Origin of the sequence: Sphingobium cupriresistens LL01 (genome assembly GCF_001046645.1) — a bacterium.
In the GTDB taxonomy this organism is placed as follows: domain Bacteria; phylum Pseudomonadota; class Alphaproteobacteria; order Sphingomonadales; family Sphingomonadaceae; genus Sphingobium; species Sphingobium cupriresistens.
In genome coordinates this window covers 774,474-791,736 of sequence record NZ_KQ130434.1, presented here as the reverse complement: position 1 = coordinate 791,736, position 17,263 = coordinate 774,474, and the positions used below count along the sequence as shown (strand labels likewise).

Annotated in this window: 21 protein-coding genes; 8 read left to right on the top strand and 13 right to left on the bottom strand. The window is 65.9% G+C overall.

Annotation, left to right across the window (positions count from 1 at the left end; genetic code table 11):
- Window positions 1–30: 30 nt before the first annotated feature.
- From V473_RS03855 to V473_RS03845, 3 genes are read right to left on the bottom strand one after another with little or no spacing between them, the layout of a single operon-like run.
- On the bottom strand, window positions 31–840 hold the full coding sequence (locus V473_RS03855) for a ferritin-like domain-containing protein (RefSeq protein WP_066600824.1): 810 nt from the start codon (window positions 838–840) through the stop codon (window positions 31–33).
- Entirely contained in the window at window positions 837–1,298 is a 462-nt protein-coding gene (gene bcp, locus V473_RS03850; protein ID WP_066604982.1) for a thioredoxin-dependent thiol peroxidase, read from the bottom strand. The genes V473_RS03855 and bcp overlap by 4 nt, the downstream gene beginning before the upstream one ends.
- Complete coding sequence (locus V473_RS03845) at window positions 1,298–3,985, bottom strand: bifunctional [glutamine synthetase] adenylyltransferase/[glutamine synthetase]-adenylyl-L-tyrosine phosphorylase (protein ID WP_066600822.1); 2,688 nt, start codon at window positions 3,983–3,985, stop codon at window positions 1,298–1,300. The genes bcp and V473_RS03845 overlap by 1 nt, the downstream gene beginning before the upstream one ends.
- A 60-nt stretch (window positions 3,986–4,045) precedes the next feature.
- On the opposite strand from V473_RS03845, the gene V473_RS03840 reads away from it, so the two are divergent.
- Both V473_RS03840 and V473_RS03835 read left to right on the top strand, forming a co-directional pair.
- Entirely contained in the window at window positions 4,046–4,264 is a 219-nt protein-coding gene (locus V473_RS03840) for a hypothetical protein (RefSeq protein WP_330219408.1), read from the top strand.
- A gap of 106 nt (window positions 4,265–4,370) precedes the next feature.
- Window positions 4,371–4,718 (top strand): hypothetical protein, encoded by a 348-nt coding sequence (locus V473_RS03835; RefSeq protein ID WP_066600819.1) that lies wholly within the window; start codon window positions 4,371–4,373, stop codon window positions 4,716–4,718.
- A 3-nt stretch (window positions 4,719–4,721) separates the two neighbouring features.
- Here the strand turns inward: V473_RS03835 and ypfJ are convergent, their stop codons facing one another.
- Window positions 4,722–5,600, bottom strand: coding sequence for a KPN_02809 family neutral zinc metallopeptidase (gene ypfJ / locus V473_RS03830; protein ID WP_066600813.1), 879 nt, complete (start codon window positions 5,598–5,600; stop codon window positions 4,722–4,724).
- Between the two features lie 146 nt (window positions 5,601–5,746).
- On the opposite strand from ypfJ, the gene V473_RS03825 reads away from it, so the two are divergent.
- Both V473_RS03825 and V473_RS03820 read left to right on the top strand, forming a co-directional pair.
- Window positions 5,747–6,940: a DUF3734 domain-containing protein gene (locus V473_RS03825; protein WP_066600812.1), complete on the top strand. Its 1,194-nt coding sequence runs from the start codon at window positions 5,747–5,749 to the stop codon at window positions 6,938–6,940.
- Window positions 6,937–7,728, top strand: coding sequence for a 3-hydroxybutyrate dehydrogenase (locus V473_RS03820; protein WP_066600810.1), 792 nt, complete (start codon window positions 6,937–6,939; stop codon window positions 7,726–7,728). Before V473_RS03825 ends, V473_RS03820 begins: the two co-directional genes overlap by 4 nt.
- 48 nt (window positions 7,729–7,776) lie before the next feature.
- On the opposite strand, the gene V473_RS03815 is transcribed toward V473_RS03820, so the two are convergent.
- Genes V473_RS03815 through V473_RS03810 form a run of 3 tightly spaced genes read right to left on the bottom strand, consistent with a single transcriptional unit; the run spans window position 7,777 to window position 8,462 of the window.
- Window positions 7,777–8,064, bottom strand: coding sequence for a hypothetical protein (locus tag V473_RS03815; RefSeq protein ID WP_066600808.1), 288 nt, complete (start codon window positions 8,062–8,064; stop codon window positions 7,777–7,779).
- Window positions 8,065–8,066: 2 nt separating this feature from the next.
- Window positions 8,067–8,195, bottom strand: a complete 129-nt coding sequence (locus V473_RS24510) for a hypothetical protein (protein ID WP_269076424.1) — start codon at window positions 8,193–8,195, stop codon at window positions 8,067–8,069.
- A gap of 27 nt (window positions 8,196–8,222) precedes the next feature.
- A complete protein-coding gene (locus V473_RS03810) occupies window positions 8,223–8,462 on the bottom strand; it encodes a hypothetical protein (protein ID WP_244884335.1) in 240 nt (79 codons plus the stop codon).
- 273 nt (window positions 8,463–8,735) lie between these two features.
- Between V473_RS03810 and V473_RS03805 the strand changes: the two genes are divergently transcribed.
- The gene (locus tag V473_RS03805; protein WP_066600805.1) at window positions 8,736–10,088 is read left to right on the top strand and encodes an amidohydrolase; all 1,353 of its coding nucleotides are present in this window, start codon (window positions 8,736–8,738) and stop codon (window positions 10,086–10,088) included.
- 134 nt (window positions 10,089–10,222) lie between these two features.
- Entirely contained in the window at window positions 10,223–10,570 is a 348-nt protein-coding gene (locus V473_RS03800) for a hypothetical protein (RefSeq protein ID WP_148648320.1), read from the top strand.
- 10 nt (window positions 10,571–10,580) lie between these two features.
- Here V473_RS03800 and bdcA read toward each other — a convergent pair whose 3' ends face one another.
- Window positions 10,581–11,294 (bottom strand): SDR family oxidoreductase, encoded by a 714-nt coding sequence (bdcA, locus tag V473_RS03795; RefSeq protein WP_066604979.1) that lies wholly within the window; start codon window positions 11,292–11,294, stop codon window positions 10,581–10,583.
- A gap of 71 nt (window positions 11,295–11,365) precedes the next feature.
- Between bdcA and V473_RS03790 the strand changes: the two genes are divergently transcribed.
- Window positions 11,366–11,959 (top strand): TetR/AcrR family transcriptional regulator, encoded by a 594-nt coding sequence (locus V473_RS03790; protein WP_066600801.1) that lies wholly within the window; start codon window positions 11,366–11,368, stop codon window positions 11,957–11,959.
- A gap of 21 nt (window positions 11,960–11,980) precedes the next feature.
- Here the strand turns inward: V473_RS03790 and V473_RS03785 are convergent, their stop codons facing one another.
- The 5 genes from V473_RS03785 to V473_RS03765 form a co-directional block, all read right to left on the bottom strand.
- Window positions 11,981–12,970 (bottom strand): nucleotidyltransferase domain-containing protein, encoded by a 990-nt coding sequence (locus tag V473_RS03785; protein WP_066600799.1) that lies wholly within the window; start codon window positions 12,968–12,970, stop codon window positions 11,981–11,983.
- Complete coding sequence (locus V473_RS03780; RefSeq protein WP_066600797.1) at window positions 12,967–13,830, bottom strand: HprK-related kinase A; 864 nt, start codon at window positions 13,828–13,830, stop codon at window positions 12,967–12,969. The genes V473_RS03785 and V473_RS03780 overlap by 4 nt, the downstream gene beginning before the upstream one ends.
- Window positions 13,827–14,114 (bottom strand): HPr-rel-A system PqqD family peptide chaperone, encoded by a 288-nt coding sequence (locus V473_RS03775; protein ID WP_244884334.1) that lies wholly within the window; start codon window positions 14,112–14,114, stop codon window positions 13,827–13,829. The genes V473_RS03780 and V473_RS03775 overlap by 4 nt, the downstream gene beginning before the upstream one ends.
- A gap of 66 nt (window positions 14,115–14,180) precedes the next feature.
- Entirely contained in the window at window positions 14,181–15,341 is a 1,161-nt protein-coding gene (locus tag V473_RS03770) for a glycosyltransferase (RefSeq protein WP_066600794.1), read from the bottom strand.
- A gap of 97 nt (window positions 15,342–15,438) precedes the next feature.
- A complete protein-coding gene (locus V473_RS03765) occupies window positions 15,439–15,864 on the bottom strand; it encodes a hypothetical protein (protein WP_066600793.1) in 426 nt (141 codons plus the stop codon).
- A 100-nt stretch (window positions 15,865–15,964) separates the two neighbouring features.
- On the opposite strand from V473_RS03765, the gene V473_RS03760 reads away from it, so the two are divergent.
- On the top strand, window positions 15,965–17,248 hold the full coding sequence (locus V473_RS03760; protein WP_066600785.1) for an ATP-binding protein: 1,284 nt from the start codon (window positions 15,965–15,967) through the stop codon (window positions 17,246–17,248).
- Window positions 17,249–17,263: the final 15 nt, after the last annotated feature.

The following is a 17,263-nucleotide window of genomic DNA, read 5'->3' as shown; positions in this document are numbered from 1 at the left end:
CCCCGCCGGATGCAGACTGCAAATCGCCGGTCATGTTGCAAGCGCGACGTAGAATTCTTCCGTCAGACCGGCCTGTCGACGCGCCGAGTCGTTGAACGGCGGCTTAACGCTGCCGCGAAAATGGCGTTTCACAAGCATTTGGTAATGATTGGCCGCCTCTACGCCCAATCTGTTCGTCGCCGCGATGAACCATTTCGTCCCGGCCGCGACGTGACGAATCTCGTCCATCATAATGCGTCGCAGCATCCGGCCGGACACCATGTCACCCACCATTTCGAACCGTTCGATCGTGGCCGGCGTGATGTCGAGCGCCCGCGCTTCCAGCACCATGGGCACGATAGCGAGCCGTGCGAGCGCATCGCCCGCCGTTTCCTCCGCCGCCTGCCACAGGCCATCATGCGCGGGCAGCGCGCCATAATGGCTGCCCATCTGGCGCAGGCGGCGGTCCAGCAGCGCGAAATGCATCGCCTCCTCCGCCCCGACCTGCATCCATTCGTCGGTGAAAGCGGCAGGAAACTGCCCGCCGAAACGGCCGATCAGGTCGAAGGCGAGATCGATTGCGACGCATTCGATATGGGCGATCGCATGGAGCATGGCGATCCGCGCGCGATCCGAACCGATCTTGCCGCGCCGTGGCATCTGGCCGGGCGGCAACAGTATAGGCGTGGCGGGCCGCGCGGGCCGATCCGGCAAAACGACGTCGAACCGATGCGCCAGCCGTCCCTGCCGCCACGCCCGCGCCACCGCGCGTGCGGCCATCAGCTTGGCGCGCGGATCGGACGTCAGCAGGACATGGGCGCACCCCGCGCCCACGCTCGTCACGACAATGGGCAGGGTCAAAGCGCCTGCACCGCCTCCAGCACCTCTGCGGCGTGGCCCTTGACCTTCACCTTGTGCCAGATCCGCAGGATCGCGCCGTCCGCGCCGACCAGGAAGGTCGCGCGCTCTATCCCCATATATTTGCGGCCATAGAGCGACTTTTCGACCCAGGTGCCGAACGCCTCGCAAGCGGCGCCCGATTCGTCGGAGGCCAAGATGACGCGCAGGCCATATTTGTCGGCGAATTTCTTGAGCTTGCCCGGCTTGTCCTTGGAAATACCCACGATCGGCATGCCAGCAGCGGCGAAATCATCGGCCAGCGCGGTGAAATCTTTCGCCTCGTTGGTGCAGCCGGGCGTGTCCGCCTTGGGATAGAAATAGACGACCAGCGGCTTGCCCTGATAAGCGTCCAGCGTGAAATCCACGCCGTCGGCGTCGGTCAGCGTCACGGCGGGGACCGACATACCCTGTTCCAGCATCATAGTTCCTCCTGATAGGGCGCGGCGAGCGCGGCCCAGGCCTCGCCCACGCATTGCCGCGCCTTGGCATAGCTTGCAAGCAGCCCGTCCCAATCGGCCACGCCGCAGGCGCGGGCGACCAGCGGCCGCGTCGCCTCTGCCGGCTCGGTCGATTTGGGCGACACCAAACGCGACACCACCAGATAGCGAGTGATGAGGTCATGCGCGGCGATCAAGTCGGCAGGCAGATGGCCGGACGAGACCAATTCGGCCAGCGCCTGGCCCAAATCCGGGTCAAATGCCATGCCGTGGCGGAACTGGTTCACATGGATTAGAAATTCCAGATCGACGAGGCCGCCCGGCACGAGTTTGACGTCGAGGTCGCTGGCCGGCGGCTTATGCTTGGCGATGTCGCCGCGCATCTTCACTGCCTGGCGCGCCAGCTCGTCGAAATCGCGCGGACGTCGGAGCGTTTCGATCAGGACAGCGTCGGTCGCCGCGCGCGCGGCGGGCGAACCGAAGACAGGCCGGGCGCGGGTGAGCGCCAGATGCTCCCACGTCCAGGCGTCCTCCCGCTGATATTTTGCGAAACTGTCGAGGCTGACCGCCAATAGCCCCTGGGCACCCGATGGACGCAATCGCGTATCGACCTCATAGAGCGGGCCGAAAGCGGTGGCGACTGACAGAGCGTTGGTGATGCGCTGGGCAAGGCGGTTGAAATATTGGGTTGCGCCCAGCGGCTTGCGCCCATCCGATTCGGTCGAGAAATCGCCGGTGAAGAGATAGACAAGATCGAGGTCGGAGGCGTGGGTCAGCACGCCGCCGCCCATACGGCCCAGCGCCAGGATCACCATTTCGCCGCCCGGCACCTTGCCATGGACGATTTCAAATTCGGCCACGGTGGCGGCGGCCAGCGCCTCGATCGCGGCTTCGGCGACGCGGCCATACCCCCTGCCCGCCTCCAGCGGATCGCCGCCGCGGATGATCTGCGCGCCCAGCGCGAAGCGGCGGTCGCCCACCCGCTGGCGCACCCGGTCGAGCAGCGCCTGATAATCCTCGCCCGGCTCCAATGCGCCCAGTTGCTGCGCCAGTTGCGGCACCGGCGGCGGCGGGTCGAAAGCGGTGGCGTCGATCAGGCCGTCGATCAGTTCCGCGCGGCGCCCCAGCGCATCGGCCAAAGTCGGGGCGTGGCTCAATATCTCGGCCAGCAATTCGACCAAGGCGGGGCGCGCGGCGAGCAGTTTGAAGAAGTTGATCGCGCTGGGCAGTCGGCCGATCATGTCGTCCAGCCGGTTGAGCGCGCGGCTGGGGTCGGGCGCCTTGGCCAGAGCGCGCATCAGGCCGGGCATCAGCGCCTCCAGCGCCTCGCGCGACGGCGCGCTGCGCAGCGCCCGGACCGTGCCGCCGCGCCAGTGGGCGATGCGGGCGAGCGGGGTTTCGGGGTCGGCAAAACCGATCTCGATGAGTTGCGCCTTTAGCCGCTCCTCGTCCTGGGAGAGCCCGGCGTCGTCCTTTTGCGGGCTCAGGCGATCATAGTTGCGGCCGACCCATTCCACATGCGAACGCAGAAGGTCGAGCAGCGCCGCCGCGTCCGGCAGGCCGTGAAGTTGCGCGACATTGTCGAGGTTGGCGGCGGATTTTGGCAGTTCATGGGTCTGGTGGTCCTCCACCATCTGGAGCCGATGTTCGATGGTGCGGAACAGGATATAGGCCGCGTCCAGCCGCGCGGCGACGTCGCGGTCGATCACGTTCGCCGCCGCGAGCGCCGCCAGCGCCTCGCGTGTGTTGCCCGATCGCAGCGACGGGTCGCGGCCGCCATGGATGAGTTGATGCACCTGCGCGAAAAATTCGACCTCGCGAATGCCGCCGCGGCCGCGTTTCAGGTCATAGCCTGGCCCGAACGCCTGCCCCTGCGCATAATGGTCGCGGATGCGGCGGCTGATATCGACAATCGCGTCGATCGCGCCGAAATCCAGGCTGCGCCGCCAGACGAAGGGACGGATCTGGCGCATGAAATAATCGCCCAGCGCAATATCGCCGGCCGCCGGGCGCGCGCGGATGAAGGCGGCCTGTTCCCATCCCATCGCGGTCGATTCATAATAGCCGATCGCCGCCTCCACCGGCAAGGCGATCGGCGTCGCCTCTGGCGAGGGCCGCAGGCGCAGGTCGACGCGAAAGACATAGCCGTCGCCATCGCGGGCGGTGAGCAATTCGCTCATCCGGCGGCCGATGCGCACGGCGGCGTCGGCCACATCCTCCCGCTCGCGATGTGGCAGGGTGGCGGGGTCGTAGAGCAGGATCGGGTCGATATCCGACGAGTAGTTCAGCTCGCGACTGCCATGCTTGCCCAGAGCAAGGACGACGAAACCGCGATGCTCGGCATCGGGATAGCGTTCCTGCATCACGGCGGCGAGCGCCTCCTCCAGCGCCTGGTCGGCAAAGTCGGAGAGGGTGCGGGTGACGCGATCCATGTCCCAGACGCCCGCCAGATCGGCGGCGGCCACCGCCAGCGCGATCGCCCCGCGACGGCGGCGCAGCGACCGGGCGACGCCGTCCTCCGGGCTGCCCGCCGCCAGCGCCGCCCCCAGCGCGCCGTCATGGTCGCCCGCCGCCAGCCGTTCGGTCACCTTAGGAAAACGGTCCAGCGCGCGCGCCAGAAAAGGCGAATGGCCCCTGATCCGGGCTTGCGTTTCCAGCCAGTCGGTCACGTCTGCTCTCCCTTATCTTCGGGCGCTATCGCTTGGGCTTGCGACGAATGCCAGAAACTTTTGGCCTACAAAGCCGTTCAGTCCTTCATGGACATCCAGCACAAAGTTGTCGGCCGATCGGCACCGGACCGCAAAAGCGGCGCCGGTCACATCGTGACCGTCGCCTTGCCGGAGCCTTATGAAGGTGTCGGCAACGCATTGCGTGCGACCTTTGCGCCCGGCCGAGACGCGGTGCCAGATGATATGTTGGCGTTGCTGACGAAGCTGGACCGGCACTGATCCTGCTCAGGTCGGCCTGTTCGATCAGGCCGAAGGCATGGCAGGGTTTTATTTACCCATAGCGGATAGAAGTCGGCGCTTATCTTTCCAGAAAAGTCGCACGCTCATGCTCTATCGCAATTTCGCCATCGCCACGCTGCTGGCCGCGCCGCTGATCGTCATGGCGACCCAGGCTTTCCTGCCCCAGCCCAACGCCCCGCAGCAGGACCAATCCGCTATCAAGCCCGACGTGCCGCCGCCGCCTCCCCCCGTGCCGGCTGCGCCGGTCGTGACGCCGGGCGCGCCTTCGGTAGAGGCTGCAACATCCTTCGGCCAGCCCATGGCCGGTGCGGATCAGCCCGCGCTGGCGCCGGGCGCCGGCCTGCCCGACACATCGGCCCCGCCGATGACCGGCGGCATGGCACCCGGCTTTTCGCCGCAGGACGCCCCCGCCGGATCGCCCAATTCGGAATAAGGGTCAGATCGCGCCCTGGAACGTATCGCACTGGGCAGGATCGCCGGTCGACAGCCCCTTGCGCAGCCATTCCGTCCGCTGCGCGCCGGTGCCGTGGGTGAAGCTTTCGGGCACAGGCCGCCGCCCGGCCGATTTCTGGAGCGTGTCGTCGCCGATCGCCTGCGCCGCGCGCATCCCTTCCTCCAGGTCGCCCGCCTCCATCAAATTGGTGTCGCGCGCGGCCCATACGCCGGCATAACAGTCGGCCTGCAATTCCATCTTCACCTGCAGCGCATTGCCTTCCGCCTCGCTGGCGCGCTGCTGCGCCTTGCGAATCTTGTCCGCTTCGCCGGTGATGGTCTGGATATGGTGGCCGACCTCATGCGCGATGATATAGCCGATCGGGAAATCGCCCGGCGCGTTGAAGCGGCTTTCCATCTCGTTGAAGAAATCGGTGTCGATATAGATGCGCTGGTCGGCCGGGCAGTAAAATGGCCCCATCGCCGATTGCGCCGCGCCGCAGCCCGACTGGCCGTTCTGGCTATAGAAGACCAGGGTGGGCGGGGGATATTGTTGCCCCTCCGCCTTGAAGATGTCGGTCCAGCGGCGTTCGGTCGATCCCAGCACTTTGAGCGAAGTGCGCTGTATGTCGCTCAGCGCGCCGGTCGCGGGTCGTTCGGTTTGCACCTGCTGTCCACCGCCGCCGCCGATCAGGCTCAATGGATTCATGCCCATGACGACCATGATGATCAGGACCACGACGATCCCGCCGCATCCGAAACGGCTGCCGATCAACGGCAGCAACATGCCAAGCCCGCCGCCTAGGCCTCCGGCCAAACCGCCGCCGCCACGGCCGTCCTGCACCTCGTAATGGCTGCTTTCCTGTTCGTCGTCGAGCCGCATGGCGCCCTCCTTTTCTCTTGATCGTTGCCTACGCGATTCAATGTCTTCGGGGAACAGTCCGCCGACATGAAGGTTGCGGCGACAAGTGATTTGTTACGAGACATTAAGTTGGAATCATGACGCCAAAGACTATATTGCACTGCGACATGGCTGATATGGAACCCAAGGCGTCGGAAGCGAAACCGCTTCGCCGCGCGCGCACACCCCTTCCCCTCCCCCGCGAGGTCGCGTTGCTGTTGCAGGGCGGCGGGGCGCTGGGATCTTTCCAGTCCGGCGCCTATGAACGCCTGGACGAGCTGGGCGTCGATGTCAGCTGGGTCGCGGGCATATCGATCGGCGCGATCAACGCGGCGATCATCGCGGGTAACCTGCCGCATCGGCGACTCAGCCGGCTGAAGAAATTCTGGTATACCGTATCGGGCGGGATGCCCAACATGATCCTCCCGGAAATCGACCATATCCGCGAAGCGATGCATCTTGGGGCGGCGAGCGCTGTCGCCACCTTCGGCGTGCCGGGCATGTTCCGTCCGCGCCTGTGGCCCGCGCCGTTGATGCCGGAAGGCACGCCGGGTGCGATCAGTTTCTACGACAGCGCGCCATTGAAGGACACGCTGGACGCCTGCGTCGACTGGGATTTGCTGAACGACGGCCCCGTCCGCCTGTCGGTGGGCGCGGTCGATGTGGAAACGGGCAATTTCGCCTATTGGGACACGCGCGGTCCCGGCGGCAATACCCGGATCGACGCGCGCCACATCATGGCGTCGGGCGCCCTGCCCCCCGGCCTGCCCCCGATCGAGATTGACGGGCGCTGGTATTGGGACGGCGGCATTGTGTCCAATACGCCGCTGGCCCATGTCCTCAATCACCAGACCGAGGATATGCTGGTGTTCCAGGTCGACCTCTTCCCCGCCGAAGGGCCAATGCCGCGGCAGATGACCGACGTCTATTCGCGCATGAAGGACATCCAGTATAGCAGCCGCACCCGGCAGGTGACGGACCAATATCTGCGTCTGCGCCGCGAGCATGGCGCGATCAAGGCGCTGCTCGACAAGCTGCCGCCCGAATTGCAGGACGAAAGCGAGGCGCAGGCGCTGCGCCAGTGCCTGGATCAGGGTTCAGTCAACATCGTCCACCTGATCTATCGGTCGCGCGCCTGGGAAAGCGGAGCGAAGGATTTCGAATTTTCCCGCTCGACCATGCTGGATCATTGGAGCCAGGGGCGCGATGCGGTGGAGGAAGTGATGCACAAGGGCGATCTGATCGCGCGCAACATCCTCGACGGCAAGAGCGCGACCTTCGACCTCGACGCACCGGATCACCTGAAGGAGAAGAAGGCATGAGCAAGAGCTTGGCGGGCAAGACGGCCCTTATCACCGGGTCCACATCCGGCATCGGCCTCGCCTATGCCAAGGTTCTGGCCGGCGAAGGCGCCAATATCGTCATCAACGGTTTCGGCGAGTCCGATGCGATCGAAAAGGAGCGCGTCGGGCTGGAGGCGCTGAGCGGCGCCAAGGCGCTTTATTGCGGCCATGACCTTACCAGGGTCGATCAGATCGAGGCGATGATGAGCCAAGCCGCCGACACATTCGGCGGCGTGGATATCCTGATCAACAATGCCGGGATGCAGCATGTCGCGCCGGTGGAAGAGTTTCCGATCGACAAATGGGATCTTATCATCGCGCTCAATCTGAACGCGGCCTTCCACACCAGTCGGCTGGCGATCCCCTATATGAAATCGAAGAAATGGGGGCGCATCATCCAGACCGCGTCGGCCCATTCTCTGGTCGCGTCGCCCTTCAAAAGCGCCTATGTGACCGCCAAGCACGGACTGGCGGGCTTCACCAAGACGGTGGCGCTGGAAGTGGCGACCGATGGCATCACCGCCAACTGCATATCGCCCGGCTATGTCTGGACGCCGCTGGTCGAAAACCAGATTCCCGACACGATGAAGGCGCGGAACATGACGCGCGAGCAGGTGATGAACGACGTGCTGCTGGCCGGCCAGCCGACCAAGACGTTCGTGACGGCCGAGCAGGTCGCGGCCACCGCCTTGTTCCTGTGCAGCGATGCCGCGGCCAACATCACCGGCGCGAATCTGAGCATCGATGGCGGCTGGACCGCGCAGTAGGAGAAAAATGCCCATCGGCCGTTGACCGGCCGATGGGCGTCATGGCTATCAGGTCGCCGCCGGCGTCAGCAGGCGCAGAACCGACTGCAACCCGTCTTCGCTGGTCGTCGCCAGCGCCAGCGGGCGATCGGCCAGCCCGTCATGCTGGCTGTTGAGGAACAGGATGGCGTCCGAGGCGCCCAGCGTCTCTATCGCCATGCGAGTGATGCGCCCCTGCCGTTCGGCGGCATCGGGGGCCAGACGCACGGCGTTGCGCGGGATGAAGCGCCGTCCGGACATGCTGCGCCCTCCGGTGGAGGGAGTTTGGGTCGGATCGGCAGGTATATCGTCCGCCATGCTCAACTCTTCAACGTCACGATGCCGACCACGCCCGGTTTGGTCGAGGGGTTGGACGCATTGCCCTTGGGTGGTTTTTCCGCCTTGGGCTTGCGCACTTCGCGGTTCGTTTTCTTCTGGCCCTTGGCCATGGTCGGTCCTTCCTGAAAATCAGTCGTTCAAAGCGCAGCGCGCGCAGCGTCGTCTTCGGCGCGGAATTCGGCGACGATCGCCTCGTCCTCCGAAAGGACTGCGCGGGTGGCGCGGCGGCGTTCGGCGCCGGCGGCCAGTTCCGCTTCCCGTCCCCAGGCATTGGCCGCCCGTTGCGCGATCTGGCGGGCATTGGGCAGGGTTTCGGACGATGCGCGCGCCTGATGCAACGATTGCTGCGCAAGGCAGAATGCGGATGTCTGGGCCATGGGACAGGCTCCTTATTTTTCGAGCGATGGGGCTGAAATAAAGCGGCGGCAGGGGGTGCGTGAAGATCAGCGCAGACGCGGTCGCGCCGCAACAGGTTGAACCGTCATAGAGACGCATGACGCGCCGGATCGTTCCTTTCGCTTGTGAAATGGTGCTTCGGCATGGCGATTTCAAGAAAGCGCCCCGGCAGCAGCGCGCGCGGCGGGCGAAACTCCCCCTTTAACAGTCGTAAAATCCCCTTATGCTTCCGCCCAGCAAGGGAGATTATCACTATGCGCCACGCGCTCACGGCCGTTCTGGCCGCCGCCAGCCTTTTGTCCATCGCCGCCGCCCAGACAACACCGGCCGCGCCGCCCCCCTCGCCCGCGCAGAGCGTCATCGGCGCTGCGGTCGCAAAGGACATGGATGGTCTGATGACGCTTTATCGCGATCTGCACGCCAATCCCGAACTGTCGTTGCAGGAAGTCAACACCGCGACCAAACTCGCCAAGCGCCTGAAGGCGCTCAAGTTCGACGTGACCGAGAAGGTCGGCGGCACCGGCGTCGTCGCAGTGATGAAGAACGGGTCCGGCCCGACGCTGCTGATCCGCGCCGACATGGACGGACTGCCGGTGGTCGAACAGACGGGCCTCGCCTTCGCGTCCAAAGTCCGCACCAAGACACCCGAAGGGGTCGAGACCGGCGTCATGCATGCCTGCGGCCATGACACGCACATGACCGCCTTTATCGAGACCGCCAAGTTGCTCGCCGCCCGCAAGGACGTGTGGAAGGGCACGCTGGTCATGATCCTGCAACCCGCCGAGGAAGTGGGCAAGGGCGCGCGGATGATGCTGGAGGATGGGCTTTACACCCGTTTCCCCAAGCCCACCCACGCCATCGCCTTCCACGACGCGGCCAATATGGCGGCGGGACAGATCGGCTATACGCCCGGCTATGCGCTGGCCAATGTCGACAGCGTCGATATTTTGGTGAAAGGCCTTGGCGGTCATGGCGCCTATCCGCAGACGACCCGCGACCCGATCGTGCTGGCGTCGCGGATCGTCACCTCGCTCCAGACGCTGGTCAGCCGCGAGCAAGACCCGCAAGACCCCGCCGTCGTCACGGTCGGCAGCTTCCAGGCCGGAGCCAAGCACAACATCATCCCCGACGAGGCGAAGTTGCTGCTGACCGTCCGCAGCTATTCGGACGAGACGCGCGAAAAGCTGATCGAGGGCATACGGCGGATCAGCCGCGGCGAGGCGATCGCGGCTGGCGTGTCGGAGGACAAGATGCCGGTGGTGAGCGTGAAGGACGAATTCACCCCCTCCACCTTCAACCCGCCCGAATTCGCCGAACAGATGGCGGGTTTGCTCAAAAACCATTTCCCCGACGGCCGCGTGATCAAGACGAGCGCGGTTATGGGCGGCGAGGATTTCAGCCGTTTCTATCGCGCCGACAAGAGCATCAACAGCTTCATCTTCTGGGTCGGCGGCGTGCCGGCCGAAAAGATGGCGGCGGCGCAGACGGGCCAGGCCAGCCTGCCATCGCTGCACAGTCCTTTCTGGGCGCCGGAAGCCGACAAGGTGATCGCCACCGCGAGCGAGGCGATGACGGTTTTGGCGCTCGACATATTGAAGAAGCCGTAAATCAAAGAGAAAGGATGGCGGAACAGATTTTTCCGCGATCCTTTCTCGAAAGTCATTTGCCAGTCAAAGTGAAAGCACCCTATGTCAAGGCCTTGATCGCATGTGAATTGGACGATCCGGACGGAATCATCTTCGTGCACGCCACCGGCGTATGGATGATCGCCGACGTCGATCGTCATTATAGCCATCTCACCCTCACATCGGATGATCGGCGTCGTAACGAGTGGCCGATCCGCATATTGTCCGACGTCGCCGAAGCGGAGCGGCAGGCGCCCGATATCGAGGCGCCTATCCTGTGGCATATGGATCGCACTGACCTGCCCACCGACCGGGCCGCTATCCTGGTCGCCAATGTCGCGGACAAACTCTGTGTCCGCGCCCGCCTGGGCCAGGCGATCGTCGCGGCCCTTTCCTCGCAACCGCCCACGGAAATGTGGCTGATGTCCGACGACCTGCGGCCGCCGGGCATCGTCGCCGTCTGATCGCGGAATCTCAGGCGCCGAAACCGCCGTCGATCGTGTGCATCGCGCCGGTGATGATGCCGGCTTCCGGTCCCGCCAGATAAGCGGCCAGGCCGGCAATCTCTTCCCCCGTCGCATGGCGCTTGATCGCCATGAAGCCGTGCATCAGGCCGCTCATCGGGCCATCCGCCGGGTTCATGTCGGTATCGGTCGGGCCGGGCTGTATGATGTTGACGGTAATGCCGCGCGCGCCGAAATCGCGGGCCAGGCCACGGGCCATGCCCTGCAACGCAGACTTGGTCAGCGCATAGGCCGCCCCGCCCTCGAACGGCATCCGGTCGCCATTGACCGATCCGATGACGATGATGCGGCCGCCGTCGGGCATGTGCCGCGCCGCCTCGACCGCGGCATGATAGGGCGCACGGACATTGATGTCGATCATCCGGTCGATCGCGTCGGCATCCTGTTCCAGCGGGTCGCCCAGAATGGCGGCGCCGGCATTGACCACCAATATGTCGAGCGGTCCCTGCGCTGCGACGACATAGATCACCGCCTGGCGATCGGCCGCGTCGGAGCGGATCGCGCTGGCCCCGGAGTCTGCGGCCAGCGCCTGCGCGGCGTCATGCGACCCGGCATAGGTGAAGGCCACCTGCGCACCGTCGGCCGCGAAACGCCGTACGATGGCGGCGCCGATGCCGCGGCTGCCGCCGAGAACGAGGGCCTTCTTCGAGGTGAAATCAGTCATGTCGGTCTTCCTTGTATTTTTGTAATGATCGCTATATAAATTGCTGATCGATTGGGTCAAGGAATTTTGTAGTGACCGTTAAAGAAAAATCGAAAAGCCGCGGCCGCCCCCGCGCCTTTGACCGGGAAGCCGCGCTGGATCAGGCACAGGCGCTGTTCCATGCGCAGGGCTATGACGGGGTCGGCGTGGCCGCGCTGGCGCAGGCGATGGGCGTCAATCCGCCCAGCCTCTATGCCGCCTTCGGCAGCAAGGCCGCCTTGTTCGATGAGGTGCTGGGCCGTTATGCGCGTAACGGCCTGCCGATCGACGCATTGCTGGCGCCCGGCGCGCCGCCCGCCGCCTCGCTGGGCACGCTGCTGCGCGAAGCCGCGCATATCTACGCCGCTGATCCGCAGACGGCCGGCTGCATGGTGCTGGAGGGCGCGCGCGGCGCGGATGCCGAAGCGGCCTGCTGCGCCCGCAACTGGAAGGCCGCAAGCGCGCAGCGGGTGCGCGACTTCCTGATCCCGACCCATGCAGACAAGGCGGCGGTCGTGGCCGACTATATGGTGACGGTGATGTCGGGCCTGTCGGCGGACGCGCGCGCGGGGACGCCCACGGATCGACTGGGGGCTGTCGCGGACATGGCGGGGCTGGCGATCGCGGCCATGTTGGACGATGGCTGATCGCGCGTCTGACTCATTCTCTTATTGCGGACGATGCCCCTTGCGCCATTTGATAAGCAGGTGCCGCGCCAGCATCAGCGGCGGCATCCGCAGCCAGTGCGACCGCACGAAGAAGGCGAAGACCAGCAGTTTGCGGCTTTCCCGGCCCCATCCGTCGCGCGCCAGCAATCGCGCGCGCACCAGTTTGTCCCACAGGGTCAGGCCCGCGCCCGAACCATAGATCGCGCCCGCCAGTCGTTGCGCCTGCCGCACATGGGGGACAAGACCGTGGCGCGTCGCGCGCGCGGCAAGCGCCATAGGATCGGCATCGGGCAGCAGGCAATATATGTCCCACAAGTTGCGCAGCCCGCCCTGCATGTCGCCGTCCGCGAACATATGCGCGACCGAATGGACGATCCGGTCCTCCACGGAAAGGATATATAGTCCATCAGTTATATGAACCGCATCGGCAATCATCGCCGCCGCATCCGGGGTCTGGCGCGCAGTCAGCGGCAATATGGTATGATGGACGTCGATCATCCGGTCGCGCTCGACATGAATCATCGGCGGCAGTTCATGCATCCACCGGCGATAATAGGCGTCGTCATAGGGGTCTTCCTTGACCCATTCCCATCCCGCCGCGATCAGCGCGCGCTCGACCGCAGGCATGGCGTCGCGCGGCACGAGAATGTCGAGATCGCCGATGAACCGCCCCTGCCCGGCGCGAAGGTCCGCCGCCACATAGGCCGCGCCCTTGAGCAGCACCAGTTTGACGCCGAGGCCACGCAGCGCCTGCCCCGCCCGATCCGCCTCCCAAAGCGCCTGCTGCGCCTCCCGCCCGCTGTCGCGCCGGGCGTCGTCCAGGATCGGCCGCACCGCGTCCGGCAGGGCGACACCCTCCAGCCGATAGGCGAGCGTCCCGATCAGCCGTTCCGCCCGCGCCGCGGCGAGCAGGCGGTTCCAGCCGTCCGCGTCGAGCGTCCCGGCCGACGCCGGATCGCGCAGCGTGCGCACCAGCAGCGCCGCGCTCATGCCAGTTGCTCCCACAGCCGATCGACCATGGCGATGGCATCGTCGCCGGAGGGGAAATCGATCGCCCGCGCCGGGACATTGGCGACGAAGCGGGTGAGCGCGGTGAAGGCCGGCTCGCCCAGCGCAACATAGTTGGTGGATGCCTGGGTCAGTCGCATGAAGATTTCGCCCTGCCCCACCGGCCGCACCGCCGCGTCATGGCCGAAACGGGGGAACAGCAGCAAAGCGGGCATTCCCCCCTCGCCCATGCGCGCCACCGCGTCCCCGCGCGGCACCATATGACGGATGTCGCCCTTCGCCGTTGCGGCCAGCAGCGGTCCCATGCGCGCTACGCCGACCGCCTGCGTCACCACGTCTATCGCCCGGTTCTTGAGGCTGACGAGTCGCGGAAAAGGCAGGATCGCGCCGCTGTCCATGTCGAGCAGCGCGAACTCGTCGCCCATGAAGCGCCAGCCGCGCTCCCCCAGCAAAGCCGCCAGCGTCGATTTGCCCGACCCCGATTCTCCGGTCATCACCAGCACGCGCCCGTCCTTCTCCACGCTCGACGCATGGAGCAGCAGGTGACGGCGCCAGCCCAGCGCCATTTGCAGGTTCATGCCCATTTCGGCCGCCAGCAGGCCGTGGGCCAGACTCATCGGCGCGGCGTCCGCCAGGCCATGGTCGCCGGTGATGAAGATGGATGGCCGCACCCAGCGCCGCGCCAGACTGGTGGGCTGGAGCCGAACGGTGAAGTCGGCGATCGCCCCGTCCATATCGGGATAGGCGGCATAGAGCCGGCCCAGTTCCGCGATCGGCTGTCGCCAGGCGGACCCGATGCGGAAGGTCGCCGGACCGATGCGCAAGGTAATGGCGTGTCTCATGCCGGGCGCACCAGTCCCAGCGCGACGAGCGCGTCGAGATGCGCGCCGATCTCCGCCACGGCGGCGTCCACCGGCCCCAGATCATAGTCGCGCGCCAGTCGGTCGTGCATCGCCTGCGCGCTCACCGGCGCGCCGTCGGCCATGCGCGCCAATATCTCCGGCACGGGGCTGATGACCATATGCGTCTGGCCCGATCGATGATGGTAGAGCAGGACGAGATCGTCGAGGACGCAGGTCGCCACCGCGTCCGTCTCGTCCCGGCGATAGGCTGTCGCTCCGTCCAAATCCGGCATCCCAAACTACTGTCCATGTCGCTGTAGCGCGAAAGACGTAGCCAAGTGCCTAACGCATCAGGACATCGCTGGCGACCGGACGGATTGCGGCGCAGGGGCGCCGACCAGACCCTCGAACGCGCGCAGATAGCGATCGAGCGCGCGCTGGACGCCATGGTCGCGCGTCGCCGCAGCCAGCAGCGCAGGCGACGCCGAATGCGCCAAAGCGCGTTCGATGGCCCGTGCAAAAGCGGCCGCATCGCCTACGCGCACCGCCGGATGCTGGCCGGCCTCCAGCAGAAGCGAGCGAATATTGGGCGTGCTGTCGGTCGCCACCACGCCCGCGCCGCAGGCCAGCGCCTCGATCAGCGTGGCGCACAACCCCTCCCAGCGCGACGGCTGGAGCAGCAGGTCGGTGCGGGCCATCAACGCCGCAAGGGCGTCGGGATCGCCGACATAGCCGGCGAAATCCACGCGATCGGCAATGCCCAGCGCCGCGCATTGCTGCTCCAGATTCGCACGAAGCGGCCCCTGTCCGGCGATGGTCAATCGCCAGTCGATATGGCGCAGGCGCGCCAGCGCGGCGAGCGCGGTCGCCTGATCCTTCTGCCGGGTCAGTCGCCCGACCATCAGCAACCGCCAGGGATCGCCGGACCCGCGCGGCGTCCGGGAAGCGCGGGCCAACTCCATCGCGGGCGTCACTGTCGGGCGGGGCAGCAGGCGAACGTCGCCGCTGTGCGCCAGCAGGGTGCGGTCATGCTCGCCCATGACGATGGTGAGGTCGCTCAGGCGCGCGATACTGCGGAAACGCATCAGCCGGGCCCAGGCGCCGGGACCGCGCTGGCCGGGTCGCACGATGGGGTTGGAAATGCGGCCGACCGCCCTTGTATCGGTGCCCAGCGCGGCGAGCGCGACCAGCATGTTGCTCTGGTTGCCGGCCGAATAGAGGATATCCGGCCGATGCCGCCGGACCATCGCGGCGAGCGCGGGAAATTGCGCGATCATGGAAAGACGACGGACGCCGCCGGGCGCGGGCACGCGCCGCACGGTCAATGCGGGATCGATCAGGTGCGCGGCAGAGCCATCGGTACGCGCCATCCACAATTCGACCGGGACGCCGCGCTGGAGCAGATGATTGGCGAGTAATATGGCGACGCGATCCAGACCGCCATCGCCCGGCTGGTACAGATAGACCGCCACCGAAAAATCACGCCCTGCTGGACGGCCGAACTGAAACATGGACTGTGCCTCGCCAAACGTCGAACCATTTCAGGTTCGACGTCGTCAACGCGGACGATCCGTATCCGTTCAAACCGTTACGGGTGCGACGATCGGTTCAGCGCGGCATTTGCAGCGAAGCGTAGCAGGTAAAGCCGCTCGTTCCGCGCTGTAGCCGGCGGATATAGTTGAGATAGGCCTGGTTCTGTTCATAGCCGGTGCCGGGCAGCGGACGGCCGCGCAGCGCCTGCTTGACCTGTTCGCCGGTGAAGCTGCGGCCGGTCCCCGGATAGGCGCCGGGCGTGCCGGCCGGGACCAATTGGCCGTTGGGCGCAACGAAATTGCCCGCCCGGCTCTGGTCGGGCACCGGGATGGTGCAGTTGAGCACCGACGCAGCGGTGTTGGCCAGCGCAGGACGGATCGACACGATCGCCGACGCCGCGGCAGCGCCGCCCATCAGCAACTGGCGACGCGACGGGACGGCCAGCGATGGCGCGTCATCGCGGGCTTCGGGGCTATCCTGTTCGGGCCTAGGGTCGCTCATATCGTCATGATCCGCTCGTCACGCTTGCCAAAGCGTAAAGATTGCACGCTATTGGGATAAGCCATCGCAGCAATTGCGCGACAAATCCAGCGCGGTAACCATGAATCGACTGACAACTTCGCAAATCACCGCCTCCCTCGCCATGCTGTTGCTTGGCGCCGGAGGCGCGTTATTGCTGGGCGCGTCGCCCATCACCATCGCCCTGCCGATATTGGGCGGCCTGCTCGTCCTGCTCATCTGCGCGCAGGGCGTGGCGACGCGGCAGTCCGCCCCCGTCCCGCAGGAAGCGCCCGACCTGATCGGGCATCCCGATTTCGCCAGCCTGCTGGAAGGCATTTCCGACCCGCTGATGCTGGTCGAGCGCAGCCGCATCGCCCGCGCCAATCGCGCCGCGCAACGCCTGCTGGGCACGCATATCGAGGGCGAGGATGCGCGCATCGCGATCCGCCACCCCGCCGCCGCAGAACGGCTGGCCAGCACCGCCCCGCTGGCCGAGCCGGTGATGGTCGAATTGGTCGGCCTGGGCAGCCGCGACCAGCGCTGGCAGATGCGGATCGCGCCGGTCGGTCAGGTCGCCGACATGCGCCGTCTGGTTCACTTGGTCGACCATAGTGGCACTCATGCGGCGGAGCGGATGCGCGTCGATTTCGTCGCCAATGCCAGCCATGAGCTGCGCACGCCGCTGGCCGGGATATTGGGCTTCATCGAAACGCTGGCCGATCCCGAACTGGGCAAGGATGATGAAACCCGCCAGCGCTTCCTGAAGATCATGGATGGCGAGGCGCGGCGGATGCAGCGGCTGATCGACGATCTCATCTCCTTGAGCCGGATCGAGGCGGAGAAATATCGCGCGCCCGACACGCTGGTCGACCTGTCCGAACTGGCGGCCGAAGTGGTCGGCGTCTTCCGCTCCAGCCATGGCGAGCGCGGCCGCGAGGTAGAGATGGAGATCGCGCCGCAATTGCCCAGCGTGCAGGGCGACCGGGCGCAGCTCTCGCAGTTGCTGCACAATCTGATCGGCAATTCGATCAAATATGGCCGGCCCGGCACGCCGATTCGCGTCACGCTGAACGAAGGGCCGAGCAGCATGACGCGCCTGACGGTCGCCGATGAAGGCGAAGGGATCGGCCCGGACCACCTGCCCCGCCTGACCGAGCGTTTCTATCGGGTCGATTCGGGGCGCAGCCGGGCGATGGGCGGCACGGGCCTGGGCCTCGCCATCGTCAAACATATTGTCGAGCGGCATCGCGGCCGCTTCGACATCGCCAGCACATTGGGCAAGGGCACCACCATCACCGTGCTGTTGCCCCCGCCGATGGAAGATGCGCCAAATAAAAGCGACGAGAAAAGGCGCCCTTCGGCGCTTTCGGGTGCTATGTCATGAAAATGAAACCTGACT

Coding starts and splice junctions, on each gene's coding strand:
- V473_RS03825 (WP_066600812.1), top strand. CDS start 5,747: ATGGCTGATATGGAACCCAAGGCGTCGGAAGCGAAACCGCTTCGCCGC.
- V473_RS03835 (WP_066600819.1), top strand. CDS start 4,371: ATGCTCTATCGCAATTTCGCCATCGCCACGCTGCTGGCCGCGCCGCTG.
- bdcA (WP_066604979.1), bottom strand. CDS start 11,294: ATGACTGATTTCACCTCGAAGAAGGCCCTCGTTCTCGGCGGCAGCCGC.
- V473_RS03765 (WP_066600793.1), bottom strand. CDS start 15,864: ATGAGCGACCCTAGGCCCGAACAGGATAGCCCCGAAGCCCGCGATGAC.
- V473_RS03780 (WP_066600797.1), bottom strand. CDS start 13,830: ATGAGACACGCCATTACCTTGCGCATCGGTCCGGCGACCTTCCGCATC.
- V473_RS03820 (WP_066600810.1), top strand. CDS start 6,937: ATGAGCAAGAGCTTGGCGGGCAAGACGGCCCTTATCACCGGGTCCACA.
- V473_RS03815 (WP_066600808.1), bottom strand. CDS start 8,064: ATGGCGGACGATATACCTGCCGATCCGACCCAAACTCCCTCCACCGGA.
- V473_RS03805 (WP_066600805.1), top strand. CDS start 8,736: ATGCGCCACGCGCTCACGGCCGTTCTGGCCGCCGCCAGCCTTTTGTCC.
- V473_RS24510 (WP_269076424.1), bottom strand. CDS start 8,195: ATGGCCAAGGGCCAGAAGAAAACGAACCGCGAAGTGCGCAAGCCCAAG.
- ypfJ (WP_066600813.1), bottom strand. CDS start 5,600: ATGCGGCTCGACGACGAACAGGAAAGCAGCCATTACGAGGTGCAGGAC.
- V473_RS03770 (WP_066600794.1), bottom strand. CDS start 15,341: ATGTTTCAGTTCGGCCGTCCAGCAGGGCGTGATTTTTCGGTGGCGGTC.
- V473_RS03760 (WP_066600785.1), top strand. CDS start 15,965: ATGAATCGACTGACAACTTCGCAAATCACCGCCTCCCTCGCCATGCTG.
- V473_RS03810 (WP_244884335.1), bottom strand. CDS start 8,462: ATGGCCCAGACATCCGCATTCTGCCTTGCGCAGCAATCGTTGCATCAG.
- V473_RS03785 (WP_066600799.1), bottom strand. CDS start 12,970: ATGAGCGCGGCGCTGCTGGTGCGCACGCTGCGCGATCCGGCGTCGGCC.
- bcp (WP_066604982.1), bottom strand. CDS start 1,298: ATGCTGGAACAGGGTATGTCGGTCCCCGCCGTGACGCTGACCGACGCC.